General features: G+C 45.4%; 20 protein-coding genes and 1 pseudogene. 15 read left to right on the top strand and 6 right to left on the bottom strand.

What is annotated here, in order from left to right:
• Positions 1-43 precede the first annotated feature (43 nt).
• The 4 genes from QUA27_RS05090 to ruvC all read left to right on the top strand — a co-directional run bounded on the left by QUA27_RS05090 (position 44) and on the right by ruvC (position 2,538).
• Positions 44-379, top strand: coding sequence for a DUF2442 domain-containing protein (locus QUA27_RS05090; RefSeq protein ID WP_333066758.1), 336 nt, complete (start codon positions 44-46; stop codon positions 377-379).
• 65 nt (positions 380-444) lie between these two features.
• Positions 445-669: a DUF4926 domain-containing protein gene (locus QUA27_RS05095; RefSeq protein WP_333157688.1), complete on the top strand. Its 225-nt coding sequence runs from the start codon at positions 445-447 to the stop codon at positions 667-669.
• 129 nt (positions 670-798) lie between these two features.
• Positions 799-1,914: a magnesium chelatase ATPase subunit I gene (bchI, locus tag QUA27_RS05100; protein WP_333066759.1), complete on the top strand. Its 1,116-nt coding sequence runs from the start codon at positions 799-801 to the stop codon at positions 1,912-1,914.
• A 90-nt stretch (positions 1,915-2,004) separates the two neighbouring features.
• Positions 2,005-2,538, top strand: coding sequence for a crossover junction endodeoxyribonuclease RuvC (ruvC, locus tag QUA27_RS05105; RefSeq protein ID WP_333066760.1), 534 nt, complete (start codon positions 2,005-2,007; stop codon positions 2,536-2,538).
• Positions 2,539-2,545: 7 nt separating this feature from the next.
• On the opposite strand, the pseudogene QUA27_RS05110 reads toward ruvC, so the two are convergent.
• Positions 2,546-3,115: pseudogene (locus tag QUA27_RS05110) on the bottom strand (Uma2 family endonuclease).
• A gap of 371 nt (positions 3,116-3,486) precedes the next feature.
• Between QUA27_RS05110 and QUA27_RS05115 the strand changes: the two are divergent.
• Positions 3,487-3,861 carry a hypothetical protein gene (locus QUA27_RS05115; RefSeq protein WP_333066762.1) on the top strand — a complete coding sequence of 125 codons (375 nt, stop codon included), beginning with the start codon at positions 3,487-3,489 and terminating at the stop codon, positions 3,859-3,861.
• Positions 3,862-3,967: 106 nt separating this feature from the next.
• Here the strand turns inward: QUA27_RS05115 and QUA27_RS05120 are convergent, their stop codons facing one another.
• On the bottom strand, positions 3,968-4,237 hold the full coding sequence (locus tag QUA27_RS05120; protein ID WP_190660572.1) for a hypothetical protein: 270 nt from the start codon (positions 4,235-4,237) through the stop codon (positions 3,968-3,970).
• A 254-nt stretch (positions 4,238-4,491) separates the two neighbouring features.
• Here QUA27_RS05120 and QUA27_RS05125 point away from each other — a divergent pair, with 254 nt between their 5' ends.
• The 3 genes from QUA27_RS05125 to QUA27_RS05135 all read left to right on the top strand — a co-directional run bounded on the left by QUA27_RS05125 (position 4,492) and on the right by QUA27_RS05135 (position 6,728).
• Entirely contained in the window at positions 4,492-5,715 is a 1,224-nt protein-coding gene (locus QUA27_RS05125; RefSeq protein ID WP_333066764.1) for a hypothetical protein, read from the top strand.
• 10 nt (positions 5,716-5,725) lie between these two features.
• The gene (locus QUA27_RS05130; protein WP_333066765.1) at positions 5,726-5,962 is read left to right on the top strand and encodes a hypothetical protein; all 237 of its coding nucleotides are present in this window, start codon (positions 5,726-5,728) and stop codon (positions 5,960-5,962) included.
• A 124-nt stretch (positions 5,963-6,086) separates the two neighbouring features.
• Positions 6,087-6,728 carry a restriction endonuclease subunit R gene (locus tag QUA27_RS05135; protein ID WP_333066766.1) on the top strand — a complete coding sequence of 214 codons (642 nt, stop codon included), beginning with the start codon at positions 6,087-6,089 and terminating at the stop codon, positions 6,726-6,728.
• A 122-nt stretch (positions 6,729-6,850) separates the two neighbouring features.
• Here QUA27_RS05135 and QUA27_RS05140 read toward each other — a convergent pair whose 3' ends face one another.
• The 3 genes from QUA27_RS05140 to QUA27_RS05150 form a co-directional block, all read right to left on the bottom strand.
• Positions 6,851-7,186, bottom strand: a complete 336-nt coding sequence (locus QUA27_RS05140; protein ID WP_333066767.1) for a ribulose bisphosphate carboxylase small subunit — start codon at positions 7,184-7,186, stop codon at positions 6,851-6,853.
• Positions 7,187-7,231: 45 nt separating this feature from the next.
• Complete coding sequence (gene rcbX / locus QUA27_RS05145) at positions 7,232-7,642, bottom strand: RuBisCO chaperone RbcX (RefSeq protein WP_333054738.1); 411 nt, start codon at positions 7,640-7,642, stop codon at positions 7,232-7,234.
• A gap of 136 nt (positions 7,643-7,778) precedes the next feature.
• A complete protein-coding gene (locus QUA27_RS05150) occupies positions 7,779-9,209 on the bottom strand; it encodes a form I ribulose bisphosphate carboxylase large subunit (RefSeq protein ID WP_190660564.1) in 1,431 nt (476 codons plus the stop codon).
• 629 nt (positions 9,210-9,838) lie between these two features.
• Between QUA27_RS05150 and QUA27_RS05155 the strand changes: the two genes are divergently transcribed.
• The 5 genes from QUA27_RS05155 to panB all read left to right on the top strand — a co-directional run bounded on the left by QUA27_RS05155 (position 9,839) and on the right by panB (position 14,814).
• Positions 9,839-11,596: a serine/threonine protein kinase gene (locus tag QUA27_RS05155; protein ID WP_333066768.1), complete on the top strand. Its 1,758-nt coding sequence runs from the start codon at positions 9,839-9,841 to the stop codon at positions 11,594-11,596.
• 19 nt (positions 11,597-11,615) lie between these two features.
• On the top strand, positions 11,616-12,095 hold the full coding sequence (locus tag QUA27_RS05160) for a hypothetical protein (RefSeq protein WP_333066770.1): 480 nt from the start codon (positions 11,616-11,618) through the stop codon (positions 12,093-12,095).
• Positions 12,096-12,185: 90 nt separating this feature from the next.
• The gene (locus QUA27_RS05165; protein WP_333066771.1) at positions 12,186-13,028 is read left to right on the top strand and encodes a hypothetical protein; all 843 of its coding nucleotides are present in this window, start codon (positions 12,186-12,188) and stop codon (positions 13,026-13,028) included.
• 18 nt (positions 13,029-13,046) lie between these two features.
• On the top strand, positions 13,047-13,511 hold the full coding sequence (locus QUA27_RS05170) for a hypothetical protein (protein ID WP_333066773.1): 465 nt from the start codon (positions 13,047-13,049) through the stop codon (positions 13,509-13,511).
• A 526-nt stretch (positions 13,512-14,037) separates the two neighbouring features.
• The gene (gene panB, locus QUA27_RS05175) at positions 14,038-14,814 is read left to right on the top strand and encodes a 3-methyl-2-oxobutanoate hydroxymethyltransferase (RefSeq protein ID WP_333066775.1); all 777 of its coding nucleotides are present in this window, start codon (positions 14,038-14,040) and stop codon (positions 14,812-14,814) included.
• 61 nt (positions 14,815-14,875) lie between these two features.
• On the opposite strand, the gene tatA is transcribed toward panB, so the two are convergent.
• Positions 14,876-15,067: a twin-arginine translocase TatA/TatE family subunit gene (gene tatA, locus QUA27_RS05180; protein WP_333066776.1), complete on the bottom strand. Its 192-nt coding sequence runs from the start codon at positions 15,065-15,067 to the stop codon at positions 14,876-14,878.
• A gap of 129 nt (positions 15,068-15,196) precedes the next feature.
• On the opposite strand from tatA, the gene QUA27_RS05185 reads away from it, so the two are divergent.
• Positions 15,197-15,934, top strand: a complete 738-nt coding sequence (locus tag QUA27_RS05185) for a phycocyanobilin:ferredoxin oxidoreductase (RefSeq protein WP_333066777.1) — start codon at positions 15,197-15,199, stop codon at positions 15,932-15,934.
• 71 nt (positions 15,935-16,005) lie between these two features.
• Complete coding sequence (locus QUA27_RS05190; protein WP_333066778.1) at positions 16,006-17,649, top strand: HlyD family efflux transporter periplasmic adaptor subunit; 1,644 nt, start codon at positions 16,006-16,008, stop codon at positions 17,647-17,649.
• Positions 17,650-17,714: the final 65 nt, after the last annotated feature.

Raw genomic sequence — 17,714 nt, forward strand, 5'->3', positions numbered from 1 at the left:
GGAATAGCCAAAAATTTAGTAAACTTCCGCCCTTAAAATAACTGTGATTTTTTTTATTAAACCTGAGCGCATTGTTTCTGCTAAAGCTATTGACAATCCCACCTTGACGGTCAAGTTTACCAATCTTGAAATCAAGAAATACGACATCTCTAAGTTATTAGACAATCCGATGTTTGCGACGTTACGCAATCCTGGATTTTTCAGAAATTTTAAAATTGAACCTGGTGGTTATGCACTGGTTTGGAATGAAGATATCGATATCAGTGAATATGAACTTTGGCAGAATGGAATTAGTTGCACGGATGAGGAAATTGAGCGATACATTGAATCTCTTCATCATTCGTTAGGAGGTAAGCACGATAGTGCCAGAAGTATTTGATGTAGTAAGTAGAATTGTTAGTAACATTGCCTGAATCTCATTTACACCTAGGTGCTTGACGGGCTATTGTAGATTGTTATGATGATGGAAATTACGAAATAGAATTTAGCGATCGCTCTGGCGAAACGATAGCTTTGTATACTCTGTCTACCGAGCAATTTTTAGTTGTTTGGAAGTCGAAAGAAAGGCGTTGGTTGTCTGTATCGGAACTATTAGCTGCGATAGTTGAACGTTTGTGTGATGAACGTCAGCAACAAATTTTAGAGTTGCCGCGTTCTGTGTCTCAGTAATAGTCTGTTTTTGGCGGCGTTTTGAGAGGAATCACACAAACTCTGCACTTGGATTTCAAGGCTGCAGATCGACTGTTGTCCGCTTGTATGTCACAATAAACAAGCAATTATTATATTTTGAGTTATCCTGTGAGTCCTACTGCCGAAGTCAGCAATACCCTAAATGCGGGCGTTCTACCAAGCGTTACCGCTACCCCAGCGCGCCGCGCTGTTTTTCCCTTCACTGCGATTGTCGGCCAGGAGGAGATGAAACTGGCGCTGCTGTTGAATGTCATCGATCCCAAAATTGGCGGCGTGATGATTATGGGCGATCGAGGTACTGGTAAATCTACCACAATCCGCGCCCTCACTGACTTGCTGCCGGAAATTGAGGTGGTGGCTGACGATCCTTTTAACAGTCATCCCAGCGATCCAGATTTGATGAGCGATGAGGTGCGCGATCGCACTTTATCTCAAACTGACATTAAAATCGCCCGCAAAAAAGTCCAAATGGTAGACTTGCCTCTGGGCGCGACCGAAGACCGAGTTTGCGGTACGATCGACATCGAGAAAGCTTTGTCGGAAGGAGTTAAAGCTTTTGAACCCGGTCTTTTAGCTAAAGCTAACCGCGGCATTCTGTACGTTGATGAAGTCAATTTGCTCGACGATCATTTAGTCGATGTTTTGCTCGACTCGGCCGCCAGCGGTTGGAATACTGTTGAAAGAGAAGGCATTTCGATCCGCCACCCGGCTAAGTTTATTTTAATCGGTTCCGGCAACCCAGAAGAAGGAGAATTGCGGCCGCAGTTGCTCGACAGATTCGGGATGCACGCAGAAATTCGGACTGTGAAAGACCCGAATTTAAGAGTGGAAATTGTCGAACAGCGATCGAGTTTTGACCAAAATCCAGCGGAGTTTCTGGCGAAATACCAGCGCGAACAAGATGAACTGCAGCAGAGGTTGGTGGAAGCCCAGGAAAGATTGAAATCGGTAACTATCGATCGAGAGTTGCGGGTAAAAATCTCCCAAGTTTGCGCGGAATTGGACGTAGACGGGCTGCGGGGCGATTTGGTGACGAATCGGGCTGCGAAAGCTTTCACGGCTTTGGAATGCCGCACAGAGGTAACTGTGGACGATATTCGCCGGGTGATGACTCTGTGTTTGCGGCACCGGTTGCGGAAAGACCCGCTAGAATCAATAGATTCGGGGTATAAAGTGACTAAAGTGTTCGATCGGGTATTCGGCCTAGAAACAACTGAGGGGTAATTAATAATTGGTAATTGGTAATGGGTGGTGAGGAAACATTTCCCAAATTTTTAATGCCTCCTTCCCCATTTCCAATTACTAATTCTGGCAATGGAAAAACGAATTTTAGGATTAGATCCCGGCTTAGCAAATCTCGGCTACGGGGCAATTTGCTGTCAAATTGTCCCCGGTAAACAAGATGAAAACTTTGTTTCCATGATTGATTGCGGCGTGATAAAAACAATGCCAAAACAAGAAATGGGCCAGCGCTTGAAAACAATTTACGACGATTTGCACGCGGTAATTGAAGAGATTAAACCAGATGTAGCAATTGCCGAAAAATTGTTTTTTTACAAGATGGGAAATACCATACTGGTAGCGCAAGCGCGGGGTGTTTTGACACTGGTATTAGCGCAGTGTGGAGTGCCGCTGTTCGAGTTTACGCCGGCTCAAATTAAGCAAGCTTTGACAGGCCGCGGTAATGCGGATAAATCTGAAGTGCAAGAGGCCGTGGCGCGGGAGTTAGAGTTGGGTTATATTCCGAAACCGGATGATGCGGCGGATGCTTTGGCGGTGGCTTTGACGGGTTGGTACGATGATGATATTTGTCCGAAGAAAATACAGTTGGAAACAGGAAAAATTTGAGGCAATATCAAATCATCGGCAAATTAAGGACAAATCCGGGCAAGACATCTTCTCCTGATAAACTCACAGGAAACTGTGCAATCTCTACCTCGCGAGAAGGGCGATAAATTTCTACTTGTTCGTCTTGAGGATTAATTAGCCAACCCAAGCGCAAGCCGCTGTTGAGGTATTCCTGAATTTTCTCCTGAAGGGGTCACAGCGGGTCTGTACGCGAGCGCAATTCAATGACAAAATCAGGACAAATTGGCGGAAATTTCTCTTGTTGTTCTTCTGTTAAAGCCGACCATCTTTCCAAGCTAACCCAAGCTGCGTCTGGAGATCGATCGCCATTATTGGGCAACCGAAAAATTGTGGAAGAACTAAACACCCTCCCTAGCTGCGTTTGACGGTTCCACAAGCCCAAATCTGTAATTAAATCGGCTTCTAGATTGCCGCTGACTCCGCCTACTGGTGACATAATGATAATTTCTCCTTTAGCAGTTCGTTCAAATTGCCAATCTCGATTCATCTGGCACAAACGGTAAAACTGTTCGTCTGTTAGTTCGACAGTATCTAAGTTTAAAGTAACGGTTATCATTTTTCCCAACTCCCTAGAAATATGAGTTCTGCAAACCTATTTTAGGGCTGCTTTTTGTAAATAATAGACGAAACTAATCTAATTTAACATCAGTCCTAGGCAAAAACAGTTAAGCTTTGAAATGCGTTTAAACCCCAGACGGGCTAGGGTGTCAATGCCAGATATCGATCGCATTTAACATCATTCCTATGCCAGAGCACTTAAGCTTTGACACGGGTTCCAACCCCAGGCGGACTATTGCGAAGTCCAAAATATTAGTTGAAAATGCAATGAGGTTCGATCGCCCAATTCCACCTTGACTCCAAAAAATGCTATAATACCAACTTTAATTGCTAAACTTGTCCCGCCAGCAGAGAACACAGGAAAATAATATGATGATTATTACCTCCCAACAAATTGCCCAGTTTCGCTCGCAATTAGCCGAATATCCCGAAGCCCTAAAAGCCCTAGACGCAATCGAAGATTGCGAAGGTAACATCGAGGATGCAGCGATATCTCTAGCAATTCAAGCCGGACAAGAACCGAATATATCAGAAAATTGGTTAGACGGATTAGCTAAAAGATGCCGCGTTGCTATCTGCAAATCCGAGGTTAAAGAAGAGTTAGCAAACGGACAATTGAATGCAGCCTTTAGAGATTTAGTTGCAGCAAAAACTTGCCCTGATATTTTGGTGACTTCGGTGATTATTTATGTATTTAAAACTGGGGTGAATGAGTTTTGCGAGCCTCTCGAATATAAACTGTAAAGCCATCGCTGCATTTAAAATTTAGGTGAAGCTAAGCTATCGCAAAGGGTAGGGAATCGCCCTGATTTTTCAAAACATGATACAACGAGGCGATCGCACTTTTTCTCTACCCCTTTGCACTACTGTACCCAGCCGGCCTCAAATCCGGCGACAAACCCAAAGATTTCCCCAGCAAACGAGCAAGTTGCACTAAAAAATTAGCAGTATCTTCGTCACCTTCGCGCGCCATTGAAGCCGATATCTGGATTAGCATTTGCACAAATCCCGCATCAATTAAATCGGAACACGAACTCAAAACCTCTGGCTCTTGGCCGTTGGGACAGGTAAGCACTCGCTCGATTAAGTTCAAATAAGCCTCTTGACGTTCTGGATTCATTTTGGCAGAAGCTGTACAGTAAATAATTTATTATTACGTTTAACTCAGTCCTGTCAATCACGCGATCGAATAAGCGATCCCCGTTTTTAGTCTAGAAACTCCATTCAGTCAGGAATAGACAGAAGCTTAAAGAAAATCTTAAGTTTCTCCATGCTAGTTTAGTCGAGGTAAGCTGCCCCCATGCGCCCCCTAGAATTAAAGCTAAGCTGCGCCAATAATAACCCTAAGATTCAAGGGAATTAAGAATATACAAAATGAAAATAGGAATATTTTTAGGAAATCTAGGAAACCCTGCCATCTACTATCCCAAACTCGCCTCAATTACGGGCGGAGTCGCGGCGAGTATTTTTCTTTGCCAATTATTGCAATGGCAATCACAAAAGTCCAACTCCGACGAATGGGTAAAAACTAACAGCAGCGAAATTGAAAAAGCCACCGGTCTAAGTCACGAAGAACAAGAACTCGCGAGACGCCTGCTTAAAGTGCGATCGCTCCTGAAAGAAAAATTAACCAATCCCAACACGGGCATCCTAGAACTCTGGGCGGACATTGACGCTTTCGAGGAAAAACTCAATAACTTTTGGACACCGAATCCGCCAGATACTATAACACCGATAAATCGCGAAAACAACAATCACCCTGTAGAAATCTTCCGCGAAATATCACCCCCAAATCATGTAGTTAAAACAGACAAATATTTCGGGCAACCCCGCCAGCAAATAGCCGTTGCTGTCACGCCTCATTACCGATTTAGCGGGCCTTGGAATTCCCAAGAAGAACTGCACAACTTTCAGCGAGCTTTAGAAGCATATGCTCAAGAGCACAACTTAGGATTTGGCAATCCTTCTGGATGGGCATTTAAAATTATTGACAGCATGACAAAAGGCTTAACCTCGACTTTTTGGGATGAATTTATCGCCGGAATCCCTTTAGGAGAAAGTCAGAAAGTTAAACGAGATTGGGAAATCGAGCCGGAAGTGCCTTATCCTGCCTTTGAAGAAGAGCGAATTCAGTATTACGTGCACAAAGGCGAACCGCTGGAAGCAGCAGTATCTAAAGCCCGTGCTGATTTGAGAAACCCGGTTTTGGGCAAAGATTTGTGGGAGGGATTTCTGCGAAAGTGCGATCGTATTGCTGATGATGCACTCAAAGCCAAACAGCAGGGCGTTGACACACCATATCTGCCCTCTTCCTTCAACGAAAAACCGCAAATCACCAAGGATAGCGTAATGCGGAAATTAGGGGCGATCGCACCTCAATCGGTCTTAAATCAATCCACATCTGAAATAGTTCCTGAACCGCCAAACATCGAACTAAAAGAGCCACCAACCGCCGCCGAAATCCCCAGTATTTCCTCTTTGCAAAAAGCTTACCAAACTCCTCTCGGCCGAAGTATAGTTGAGAAACAAATCGCTGCAAACCCGGACTGGGGCTACGAAATAGTTGACGGTGAAATAGTCGAATCAATACCTTTTTAATGAGGCTGATATGAAACGAATTAGCGATATCAATCCGCTGGGGGAAGAGCGACCAAATCCTTCTGAGAAAGAGAGAGAAAACCTGCGAGAGGAAAGGTTACAGCGAGAAAGAGATGAAGCATATCAAATGTTAGTTGAGCTCTGCAATTTAGGCGAATATAAAATGGCCGAGCAGTTGGCAAATCGACATTATTTTAATTGGGGTTATGAAATAGTTGATGGGATTGTGATGGAAAGGATAGATTAGGTTCGTAGTAAGGACTTTAGTCCTTAATTCCAAGATTGAAATAAGTAAAGTTCTTACTACAAACTTATATTTGAGAATTAGGGTTATGTTATAATTATAATTAAAACTTAAATAACTATTAAACATGACAACAACTATTAACGCCAAAAATATAACGCTCGGTGAAGTCAGTCAATTTTTGAAATTCCCAGAGCAGCTTAATAATGACGCCTACACAAATTTTTTATCCTTAGAATCCTTAACAGAGATAGAACAGTTAGAACTCGCCCAAATCCGCAACGATTTTCGCGAATACCTCTCAGTGGAAAGAGTCTCTGAAGGACTGGTACAAGCTTTAACTACGTTTCCCTTAATGCTATTGGCTGGCTTCTACCGCCGCCCAATCAAGATGAGTCTCGAACAAGACATTGCTAACATAATTATAGAAGATGAAGACACAACGATTACAGGCAGATTTGACATTTTAGCAATCAATAAAGAGAAACAAATTGCCGCTGATATACCATTTTGGATTTTAGTAATAGAATCTAAAAATAGTCTAATTGCTCCCCGCGCTGGTTTGCCCCAACTTCTAACTTACGCCTCTAAAAGTTTAGAAAATCAAGAGTCTGTTTGGGGGCTGGCGACTAGCGGAGAGTTTTATCAGTTCGTCAATATCCGCAGAGGAAATCCCCCAACCTATCAGCTAATGCCATTTTTGACTTTGATGGAACCCGAACCTTCAGTTTTGTTGCTCCAAGTTTTAAAAGCTATTTGTAAGCTATAGCAGAAGGAAGAAGAAGGACTAAAGTCCTTAGTACAAACATAAAAAAAGAGGCAGAGAAAATTCCCCGCCTCAAATCTGCAATGACTGTTAACCTAAAAATTAGATTAGCCAGCCAATACTTTTTAGTAGCCTCTGGTGTTCGGCTTGTGGACGATGAAGCTGAGCACTTGGCACTGCTTCACGTTGTCAAAACCCATGACGCGGATGTAGCAACTAGGATTGTCTTGACGGCAAGCTTGAACTTCTGTCATGATTTCTTTGACGCTGCGAGCACCAAACAAAGGCAGCTTCCACAGAGTCCAGTAGCGCATTTCAGCGGCAGAGGTTTCGTTGAATTCTACGCCGGGAATGTAGCCTTGATCCAAGATGTACTGGAGTTGCTTGGCAATTTGCGCGTCTGTCAGCGGGGGCAAATAGGACAGAGTTTCGTAACGACGCTCTTTAGGTAAAGTCTTCATTTTTTGTATCTCTAAGGTGTGTGTTCGATCGCACTTGCCGATCGATTAACTCGACAAATTATCCAGATTCGGTTCAGAATCTATTGATGTTTCAGGATTACTGCTAGAAACAGACCAATTAAGTTGCGTAGTTCGCTCTAAATGCTGGCGTCTGTGTTCCATATTCGCCTGTTGAATGCCAGTACAAACCATTTCTGGCAAAAATTCCGTCACATCGTGAGCCAGATACTCTCGCACAGTCATGATCCGAAATCCTAAATCTTGATTTTCCAAAAGCAACTCTTGAATGTAAGCTTCTCCATCTTGGATTTTGCCCTTAGTAGAAAAATCATTCAACCAGATTGCCAGAGGAGGATTGGTTTCGCTCAACTGAGCGACCACCATCCGCACGGATTGATAGGTTAGGTAACTTGCCAGCACCTTAGCGGTGTCTTTCGCAACTTGTTTGAGATCCATTTTGACCCCAGCCCCCTCAAATTTTAGATTTTGGATTTTAGATTTTGGATGCAAACTTACTTGTAAATCTTCTTCAAAGATAAAGACTTCCTAGCAAGTTTGCGACCTAAAACCTAAAATCTCCAACCAAAAATCCTTAAAGGGTATCCATTGCCTCGAACTCAAACTTGATTTCTTTCCAGAGTTCGCAAGCAACAGCCAGTTCAGGAGACCATTTGCAAGCTTCGCGGATCACGTCGCCGCCTTCGCGCATCAAGTTGCGGCCTTCGTTACGAGCTTGGACGCAAGCTTCCAAAGCAACGCGGTTAGCAGTTGCACCAGGTGCATTACCCCAAGGGTGGCCCAAGGTGCCGCCGCCGAACTGCAAGCAGGAGTCGTCGCCGAAGATTTCCACCAAAGCCGGCATGTGCCAGATGTGGATACCGCCAGAAGCAACCGGCATGACACCGGGCATGGAGGCCCAATCTTGGGTGAAGTAAATACCGCGGCTGCGGTCTTCTTCGATGTGGTCTTCGCGCATCAAGTCTACGAAGCCCATCGTGATGCCTTTTTCGCCTTCGAGTTTACCCACAACTGTACCGGAGTGCAGGTGGTCGCCGCCGGACATCCGCAAGCACTTGGCAAGCACGCGGAAGTGGATACCGTGGTTTTTCTGACGGTCGATAACTGCGTGCATGGCGCGGTGGATGTGCAGCAAAATACCATTGCGGCGGCACCATTTAGCCAAGGTGGTGTTAGCAGTGAAACCACCGGTCAGGTAGTCGTGCATGATGATGGGGGTTTTGATTTCCTTAGCGAACTCAGCCCGCTCCATCATTTCTTCGCAGGTGGGGGCAGTTACGTTGAGGTAGTGACCCTTGACTTCGCCGGTTTCTGCTTGGGCTTTTTCAATAGCTTCTTGAACGAACAGGAAGCGATCGCGCCAGCGCATGAACGGTTGCGAGTTGATGTTTTCGTCGTCTTTGGTGAAGTCCAAACCGCCGCGCAGAACTTCGTAAACTGCACGACCGTAGTTCTTAGCAGACAGACCCAATTTGGGTTTAATTGTACAGCCCAGCAAAGGACGACCGTACTTGTTCAATTTGTCCCGCTCAACGGTAATACCGTGAGGAGGGCCTTGGAAGGTTTTCAGGTAAGCAATGGGAATCCGCAAGTCTTCCAACCGCAGAGCGCGCAGAGCTTTGAAACCGAACACGTTACCGACCAAAGAGGTCAGCAAGTTGGTGACGGAACCTTCTTCAAACAAATCCAAAGGATAGGCAATGAAGCAGATGTATTGGTTGTCTTCACCGGGAACTGGCTCGATGTCGTAGCAGCGACCTTTGTAGCGGTCGAGGTCGGTCAGGAGGTCAGTCCACACAGTTGTCCATGTACCTGTGGAAGATTCAGCAGCTACAGCAGCGCCTGCTTCTTCTGGCGGAACTCCCGGCTGCGGTGTTACCCGGAAAGCCGCCAAAACATCTGTATCCTTTGGGGTGTAGTCCGGCGTGTAATACGTTAGTTTATAGTCTTGAACTCCGGCTTTATACCCAGCCTTTGATTGAGTTTGGGTTTGCGCGTAAGCCATATCTCGCTTCCTAGTATTCGCTTAATTTTTTTGCCCGATCGCAGGCTGTTAAAAATATATCAACAAAGTGTCACTCTCAAATTTTAATATTCTTTTAATCATCATAAGTATTATTTATTTTGCTTTACATTAGGCAAATATTTGTAACATATCTTATGAAAAGCCAGCGGCGAAGGATACAGGAGGAAAGGCTGGGGATCGCAGAGTGAGGAGGAATTTCGAGCGAGCGAAAGATATTGTGCAGCGAGCCGAACAGCGGATCAATACGGTTTATGTAAAGAATTTAATACTTAAAAATCAGAATTGGTAATGGGTAATGGACCAGGGCTAAGTAGTTAGAAATACCTAAAGTTGTGGTTGGTAGTTGAGATCGATCTCAACAGCAATCCAGTATGCAATCTAAAATCCAAAATCCAAAATCTAAAATCTAAAATCCCGTGACTTCCAGACCCTCAACTCAAAAATCGACAGCATACCACATAATATGGACAGGACTTGTGCAGCAAGAGCAAGCTCGTTTCTCAAACCAAATCCGTCGTTACAGCCATTTAACCTCGCTGAAAACCGGGTTTCGGTGTTAGCTGCGCGTAAGTCTACTATGGATATTTAGCCCCATTTTTACTCTGGTTGTGCCTCACCCCCCTTCAAAAGCCGTCCACTGCATCAATCCAGATTGCCCAAGGCCCTACCCTCAGACTTGGGGCAACAATTTTTGTCATAGTTGCGGGGCTCCGCTGCGGCTAAAAAATCGCTATGTGCCTCTAGAAAGCCTCGGTTCCGGGGGTTTTGCAGCAATTTTCACAGTCTGGGACACAGATACTGAAACCGAGCGGGTCCTGAAAGTGTTGCTCGAAACTTCCGCCAAAGCGCTGAAACTGTTCGAGCAAGAAGCTTGGGTTTTGGCACTTTTGCGGCACCCTGGCGTCCCTAGAGTCGAGCCTGACGGTTATTTTCACGTCCAAACACAAAATTTTGCAGGCGGGGATGGAAATCCTGCGGCGAAGCGACTGCCTTGTTTGGTAATGGAAAAGATTCACGGCAAAACTTTAGAAGAGGTTCTCGACGAGCACCCTCAAGGATGTCCGCAGGAATGGGTGTTTAGTTGGCTGAGTCAAGCTGTGGAAATTTTAGAGGAGTTGCACAGGTGTCAGATTATTCACCGCGACATTAAACCCTCAAATTTGATGCTGCGAGACCCGGAATCGCCCCAAGTTTTGCTAAGCAAGGGTTTGGGCGGACTGCAATTGGTGACGATCGACTTTGGGGGAGTTAAACAGATGGGCGGTGTCGAATCCGCGGGGAAAGATTCTCGGAGTTCGACGCGGTTGATTTCGCCCGGCTACAGTCCGCCGGAACAAATTGTGGGAGGCGGTGTCGTGCCGGCGACGGATTTTTATGCGCTGGGGCGGACTTGCATTCACTTGCTGACGGGGAAGTATCCGGCGGAAATTGAAGATCCGATGACGGGGGAGTTGCGGTGGCGTCACATTGTATCGGTGAGTCCGCCTTTTGCGAATTTGTTGGACGATATGGTGCGATCGAATGTGCAGCAGCGTCCGGCGACGGCTGAGGATGTTCGGGCGCGTTTGCAGGAGATTTATGCTAGGAGTAAGGGCAAAATCGCCATAGCCCCAATGGGTCAAGCTATTTTAGAATTCTGCCGGCAAATAGTGGTGGCGGGGGCGCAAAAAACGGCAAGTTTGACGGTTTTGCTGTTCGGCGCGATCGCCCAAATCGTGGTAGCTTCTCTGGATACCGGCTGGGAAATGGTGCTCGGTGCCGTTGGTGGAAGTGCGGGGGCGATCGGCGGTTTGGTTTTGGGTTATGCTTCGCCTATTGGCCCAGAAATTGCCCGTTTTCTGAATGAAGGTTTGCAGCAATTAATTCCTAACATGACTTTCGCTGTCGGGCCGGAAGTGCTGCTGTTTGGGTTTGCGGGATTGGGAACTGCGATCGGTTTGACGGATGCGGGGAGTTTTCGCCAGCAAAAACAATATTGGCTGTCTGGATTGATGGGAGCTCAGGGTTATTTGTTGGCGGGTTTGTGCTGGATGGAAGCAACAGCTTCTAGTGGTGTGCAGGGGGTTATTTTGGGAGCTTTTGCGATCGCCTCTTTGACTGTGGGAATGGGTTTGCGGAGCCATCAATTAGTTCACGCTTTGGTTGTGGCTGTTTTCTCTACGGGAATGTTTCTGTTGCTGAATGCTTGGAACATTTTTCCGGGGAGTTTCTTTGGGATTTTGTCACTGTCTAACGTTACCTTCGGCTGGCTGCAAGTTTGGGGCTCAATTGTGTTTTTTGGTTTGTTGGGAAGTGCGATCGGGCTTTGTTTGGGAGTTAGTCATTATTTAGTTGTGCCCGTGCTCAGGTGGTTGGGCTGGCGGTAGGAATTAACACCAAATCACTATGCTAATCGAGTCGTTATCAATTAAGTCTGTCTCAAGATTTTCAATGGTTGGTGCTCTGGCGATCGCCCTTGTCCTCAGCAGCCCCAATCTCGCCAAAGCCGAATCGCGAGAACAAGCCGTCGATCGATTGACCGATTTCTTATTCTACAGGGTTAATCCTCAGTTAAACAATCGCAAACTGCAAGCTGGCGATCGCGAATATAGCAATCAATGGCGGAGATTGCGGGAAGCGATCGATCCGCGAGTCAAGTCGGTACAAGAAGTCTGCTATGGGTCAGAACCAGGAGATACAGGATGGGAATTCACCACCATTAACGGGCAGACATACGAGCAAACCTACGATTTACTTGCAGATACAATTTTTTACAGCCGCCATCCTCAACGCACCGGGCAGCAAATTCCCAAAAGCGATCGGATCGGCATTAGTGAATGGTCAGCAATTCGACGCGAAATGTATATTTCCAATTGTGGACTTTGAGACTCGATCGCCTTACACCGCAGCATCGATCGAAGATAATTCCTAGAGGTCATTTCTACACAACTCTGTAAAAAGAAAGGTTTTAAACCGATGAGTCTGAAAAGTTGGATATGCGATCGCACTCTTGTTACAACCAGAATTATTGCAGCCTGGCTTGGACTAATGGCCATTGGATATACAAGTTTTGTCGGCGCTGCGCCACAGCAACAAATTTCCAGCAGAAATAGTGCAAAAATCGATACAGGAAGTCAAAAAAAATACATCAATAATCCAGAAGAAAATTCAACAATCGAGGCTTTAAGTGAAAAAGTTCAAGTCAGCCTTGAAAATTCTGTAAATGCACCTGAAAAAATACCTATTCAACAAGGTATGCCATACGAAGAGGCGCGTCAAATCCTGATTCAACAACGGTGGCAGCCAAGCTTACAGGGTCAACCCAACCTCAGAGATCGTTCGGTTAAAGAGCTATTTGATTTAGGATATCAAGAGATTAAGGATTGTTCTGGTACAGGAGAGGGGCCTTGTCGTTTTGAGTTTATCAATCAACAAGGAGAACTGCTAGTTATAGTCGCTACGACAAGAGGTTCGGAAAATACAAAACGTTTTGTTAGGAATTGGTGGATTGAGAAAAAGACAGATAGCAATCAACCAAAATCGTCATCAAACATAATTCAAGAAGGTCGTTATTGGTTGGGAGGTACGGATCGGGGTTTAGAGGTAAAGGGAAAACAATATCGATATTATGACGAGTCTAATATCGAGCGGCCGTGGCAACCTCTCTCTGAGTTACAATATATCAAAAAAGGCGTTATTTTTGATGGAAAAATTTATTGGTGCTTATCTACTATCGCACCTAAAACAGGAGGAAGTTCTTGTTCTAAAGATGGATGGCAACAAAAGATTTATAACCAGCTATATCGGGAAAATTTATAATTTTTATTGGGTTTAATCGTGTTAATTAAATCACTTTCAATTAAGTCAAAATCGAAGTTTTTAGGCGTGTGTGGATTAGCTATAGCCCTTGTACTCGGTGGTGCCAATCTAGACAGTGCTACAGCGCGCGATTATGAATCGCGAACTCAAGCTGTTGATAGGTTTACAGATTGGTTTTTTTATAGAGTGAATCCTCAATTAGGAGGTCGCAAATTGCGCTCTGACGATTCTTCTGCCTACATCCGCGAATGGAATGCTATTCGTAGTACAGTTGATCGAGAAATGATTGCTACACAAGGAGATTGCGTCGGTGATGCTTTCTGGGACTTCGATTATCGTTCTCACGGGCGATCGCTCGATCGGATTGCAGATACAATTTGGGATATCCGCGATCCATCGGGTGACAAAACTCGTGCTGATGTTTCTAAACAAGAATGGCACAAGCTTCGTAACTCAATAAGTAGAGAGCATTTTTGCTATTAATTTGCCCTAATATTTGTCTACCCAATTTAAACAATAAAGAATAACAGCGATTTCTGTTACAAATATTTTTAAAACATAAAAAATGTACCCTGAATTGTATTATCGCTCAGTTAAGTTTAACCTAAGTTTGTGAAATCCAAGGGAATACAGCAATAGGAACCAGAAAATTTCCTCTATTCACAGAAGTTGGTCTTGCCTTAGCTGGACGAGAAGGCAGGTATGATTGTGGAGAACGTCCTGCAGGAGAAGAACCTTGACTCGGATTCATTATCCAGGAAGAATTGGGTTGAGAAGGGGAATGTAAAAATCAGCAGTTAATTCTTTTGCCAGCAGAGGGAATGCAAAGTTATATTTGCGTATAAAATTTATCTAATTTTCTCCTCTTACTCTTCGTCCCCCTCTGGTGGAACGAAAGTTTGACTCTTAAGCGATTTCAATGGCAGAATGATAAATAATATAATCTACGATCGCCCGGATTTGATATCATAAGTAATAGCGGGAGATAATATTATATTTTTGCACTAAAATGTCAGTCACGGCTCATCAATTAATTCAGTGGAAACAACAAAGGCGACCAATTGTCGCGCTGACAGCTTATGATTATGCGATCGCCCAACTGGTAGATCAAGCAGGCGTAGATATCATCCTAGTCGGCGATTCCTTCGCAATGACAGTCTTAGGCTACGAAACAACCTTGCCCCTCACCCTCAATGAAATGCTGCACCACGCTAAAGCAGTGCACCGTGGAGTTAAACAAGCATTAATTGTGGTCGATTTGCCGTTTTTGACTTACCAAGAAAGTCCCCAGCAAGCCCTGCACTCTGCCGGGAGAGTTTTGAAAGAAACCGGCGCTCAAGCTGTAAAATTAGAAGGTGGATATCCAGCTATGGCGGCCACAGTTTCGCAGCTAACATCCGCCGGAATTCCGGTGATGGGACACGTCGGCTTAACTCCGCAGTCGGTACACCAACTCGGCTACAAAAAACAAGGAAAAACAGCCGAAGCAGCCGATCGCATCATAGCAGAGTCGATCGCGCTTCAAGAAGCAGGTGCCTTTGCGATCGTCTTAGAACACATTCCCGCCGACTTAGCCGCTCAAATTACCCAAAAATTAACTATTCCCACCATTGGTATCGGCGCCGGGCCGCACTGCGACGGTCAAGTTTTAGTTACTTCGGATTTGTTGGGACTTTCCGAAAAACAACCACCTTTTGCGAAAGCTTACGCCAATTTGCGAGAAACAATTACCCAAGCTGTAAAAGATTATTCCCTTGAAGTTAGAGAAGGCAAATTTCCCGAATAGGTTGTTAGTGAGGGCTTGAACCCTTAAAAAGGAGGACTAAAATCCTCACTACAAACCTAATTTACACTTTCGGCTGGCCCTCTTCCTCTTTATCCTTCTCAACAGGTTCATCCTCAGATTGACCAACCCCTTCCTTAAAACTCCGCAGCGTTTTGCCCAAAGCATTTCCTAACTCAGGAATCTTCTTGGGCCCGAAAATTAGTATAGCCACCACCGCAATAATGCCCATTTCAGGCAATCCCAGACCAAACATACAAAATCTCCTGTAAAACTGGCTCGATCGTAAGTCAATCTACTGATATTGTTAAAGTATCTACCTTTTTTCCTGCATCTTGCAACAGTAGAATCAAGTTTTATTAAGCTATCCCCCGATAAATTAGGAATGTTAGAAATATCCCAGCCTTCCCTCCGCGAACAACAGCACTACCTCATCCGCCATTTAGCAGACCGGATGGAAGCAGTATGGCACCGCTATCTCGACCTCGAACCCTACCACCTGCCCGCTGAGTTGGGATACGTAGAAGGGCGCTTGGAAGGAGAAAAACTGATCATTGAAAACCGCTGCTATCAAACGCCCCAGTTCCGCAAAATACACCTCGAACTCGCTAAAGTCGGGCCGGTACTTGACATACTGCACTGCGTGATGTTTCCCAGACCGAATTATGCTTTGCCGATGTTCGGTACGGATATAGTAGCAGGCAAAGGCCAAGTTAGCGCCGCGATCGCAGATCTTTCTCCCCTCAATCGAGATCGAACTTTGTCGGAAAACTACCGAACCCAACTGGAAATTTTGCCGGTCAACCAATTTTCTTGTCCCCGCCAAATTCCCGAATGGGGGGATATTTTCTCAGAATTTTGTCTGTTTGTGCGGCCAGAGTCGATGGAAGAAGAAAACAGATTTCTGGACATAGTTGAATCCTACGTGGAAATTCACTGCCAACAGGCAGTCGCCTCCGAACCAGTCTCTGCCGCCGAAGAATCGAAAATTCTCGACGCTCATATTTATTACTGTAACCAGCAGCAGCAAAACGACAAAACTCGCCGCGTACTCGAAAAAGCTTTCGGTCAAGATTGGGCTGAACATTACATGACGGAGGTGCTTTTTGATATCCCTAAATAGCTGAAATTGGTTTACAATACTTAATAGTAGGTGGGCAAAACTTAATTAGGAAATCACCTACTTTATCAGTAATGGGAAAGGAATCACGGGTCAAGGATAAATCATTTTTAAAACCCCCAGGGCGAGGAGTCATCGGTTTAGCGATCGCCGCTACTGTTATTACCACAGGAGTCGGTTTTTGGCAAGTATCTCAACTTAGAAAAGCCGAAGAGTTAAAGGCGGCGGCTGCAACGGCTGCTGCAACTTCCGTCGCCACCCGCCGCAGCGTTACCGCTTTGGGTAGGTTGACTCCGCAGGGGGAAGTTATTAAATTGTCGGCCCCTTCGGCGTCGGAGGGAGCGAGGATCGAACTCTTGCAGGTGGAAGAGGGCGATCGAGTCAGTCAAGGACAAATCATAGCAGTTCTCGATACGCGCGATCGGCTCCAAGCAATCCTCCAACAAGCCGACAAAGAAGTCAAAGTCAAACAAGCAGAATTAGCGAAAATTCAAGCAGGCGCAAAAACCGGCCAAATCGGCGCTGGGAAAGCCGAAGTAGCCAAGTTTGAAGCGCAAGTGCAAAGAGAAACCGAAGGCGAACAAGCTAACGTCGCCCGCTTAGAAGCTCAACTGCGAAGAGAAACCGAAGCCGAACAAGCTAACGTCGCCAAATTCGAGGCAGCCCTGCAAAGAGAAACCGAAGCCGAACAAGCTAATCTTGCCAAATTTGAGGCACAACTCCAAAGAGAAACAGAGGTGCAGCAGTCCAAATTGGCTAGGTTAGAAGCTCAATTGCGCGGCGAAATTGCCTCTCAAAACGCTACAGTCGATCGGCTAAAAGCCGAATTAACCAACGCCGAAGCCGAGGAACAACGAAATAAAGAACTCTCCCAAACAGGTGCCATTTCTGCTTCGGCATACGACACCAAACGTTTAGCAGCAGAGACGGCTCGCCAGAGAGTCAAAGAAGCGCAAGCTGTATTAGAAAAAACAGTGCAAACACTGCAAGAGCAAATAATCGAAACGAAAGCAACAATTAAACAAACAGTAGAAACAGGCAAGCAGGAAATCAATCAATCCCGAGCCAATCTCCGACGCAAGTTAGAAACAGGCAGGCAGGAAATTAACCAAGCCAGAGCCACCTTAAATCAAAAGATAGAAACAGGACGAGAACAAATCAATCAAGCCGAAGCAATACTCAAACAAAAAGCAGAAACTGGGCAAGAACAAATCAATCAAGCCAAAGCAAATCTAGACCAAATTGCCGAAGTACGTCCCGAAGACGTGCAAGCCGCCCAAGCCGCCGTCGAAAGTGCGATCGCCACCAAACAAAAAGCTCAAGTAGACTTAAACTTAAGCTACGTAAAAGCACCCGTATCCGGCTCCATCCTCAAAGTTCACACCCGACAAGGAGAACGCATTAACACTCAAGATGGCATCGTAGAACTAGGCCGCACCGATCAAATGTACGCCGTAGCAGAAGTTTACGAAACCGACATCGCCAAAGTGCGAAACGGCCAGCGCGCTACCATCAGCAGCCCCGTATTTGCAGGCACTTTGGAAGGGACAGTCGCTCGCATCGGCAAACAAATCGGCAAAAAAGATGTCCTCAATACAGACCCTGCCGCCGACACCGATGCGAGAGTTATCGAAGTAAGAATTCGCCTCAACCCAGAATCGAGCAATAAAGTTGCAACCCTAACAAACTTGCAGGTTGAAGTTAAAATAGATATCTAACTTGAAATCATCTGCGTTTATCTGCGTTTATCTGCGGTTTGCCTATAAATCACAGATTCACTCAA

The sequence above is a fragment of the Microcoleus harperi Pol14_C6 genome (genome assembly GCF_036701295.1).
Classification (GTDB): domain Bacteria; phylum Cyanobacteriota; class Cyanobacteriia; order Cyanobacteriales; family Microcoleaceae; genus Microcoleus.

Bases quoted from the DNA above. Each gene is read 5' to 3' on its own strand.
- ruvC (WP_333066760.1), top strand. From the start codon at position 2,005: ATGGAAAAACGAATTTTAGGATTAGATCCCGGCTTAGCAAATCTCGGC.
- QUA27_RS05115 (WP_333066762.1), top strand. From the start codon at position 3,487: ATGATGATTATTACCTCCCAACAAATTGCCCAGTTTCGCTCGCAATTA.
- QUA27_RS05120 (WP_190660572.1), bottom strand. From the start codon at position 4,237: ATGAATCCAGAACGTCAAGAGGCTTATTTGAACTTAATCGAGCGAGTG.
- QUA27_RS05125 (WP_333066764.1), top strand. From the start codon at position 4,492: ATGAAAATAGGAATATTTTTAGGAAATCTAGGAAACCCTGCCATCTAC.
- QUA27_RS05130 (WP_333066765.1), top strand. From the start codon at position 5,726: ATGAAACGAATTAGCGATATCAATCCGCTGGGGGAAGAGCGACCAAAT.
- QUA27_RS05135 (WP_333066766.1), top strand. From the start codon at position 6,087: ATGACAACAACTATTAACGCCAAAAATATAACGCTCGGTGAAGTCAGT.
- QUA27_RS05140 (WP_333066767.1), bottom strand. From the start codon at position 7,186: ATGAAGACTTTACCTAAAGAGCGTCGTTACGAAACTCTGTCCTATTTG.
- rcbX (WP_333054738.1), bottom strand. From the start codon at position 7,642: ATGGATCTCAAACAAGTTGCGAAAGACACCGCTAAGGTGCTGGCAAGT.
- QUA27_RS05150 (WP_190660564.1), bottom strand. From the start codon at position 9,209: ATGGCTTACGCGCAAACCCAAACTCAATCAAAGGCTGGGTATAAAGCC.
- QUA27_RS05160 (WP_333066770.1), top strand. From the start codon at position 11,616: ATGCTAATCGAGTCGTTATCAATTAAGTCTGTCTCAAGATTTTCAATG.
- QUA27_RS05165 (WP_333066771.1), top strand. From the start codon at position 12,186: ATGAGTCTGAAAAGTTGGATATGCGATCGCACTCTTGTTACAACCAGA.
- panB (WP_333066775.1), top strand. From the start codon at position 14,038: ATGTCAGTCACGGCTCATCAATTAATTCAGTGGAAACAACAAAGGCGA.
- tatA (WP_333066776.1), bottom strand. From the start codon at position 15,067: ATGTTTGGTCTGGGATTGCCTGAAATGGGCATTATTGCGGTGGTGGCT.
- QUA27_RS05185 (WP_333066777.1), top strand. From the start codon at position 15,197: ATGTTAGAAATATCCCAGCCTTCCCTCCGCGAACAACAGCACTACCTC.
- QUA27_RS05190 (WP_333066778.1), top strand. From the start codon at position 16,006: ATGGGAAAGGAATCACGGGTCAAGGATAAATCATTTTTAAAACCCCCA.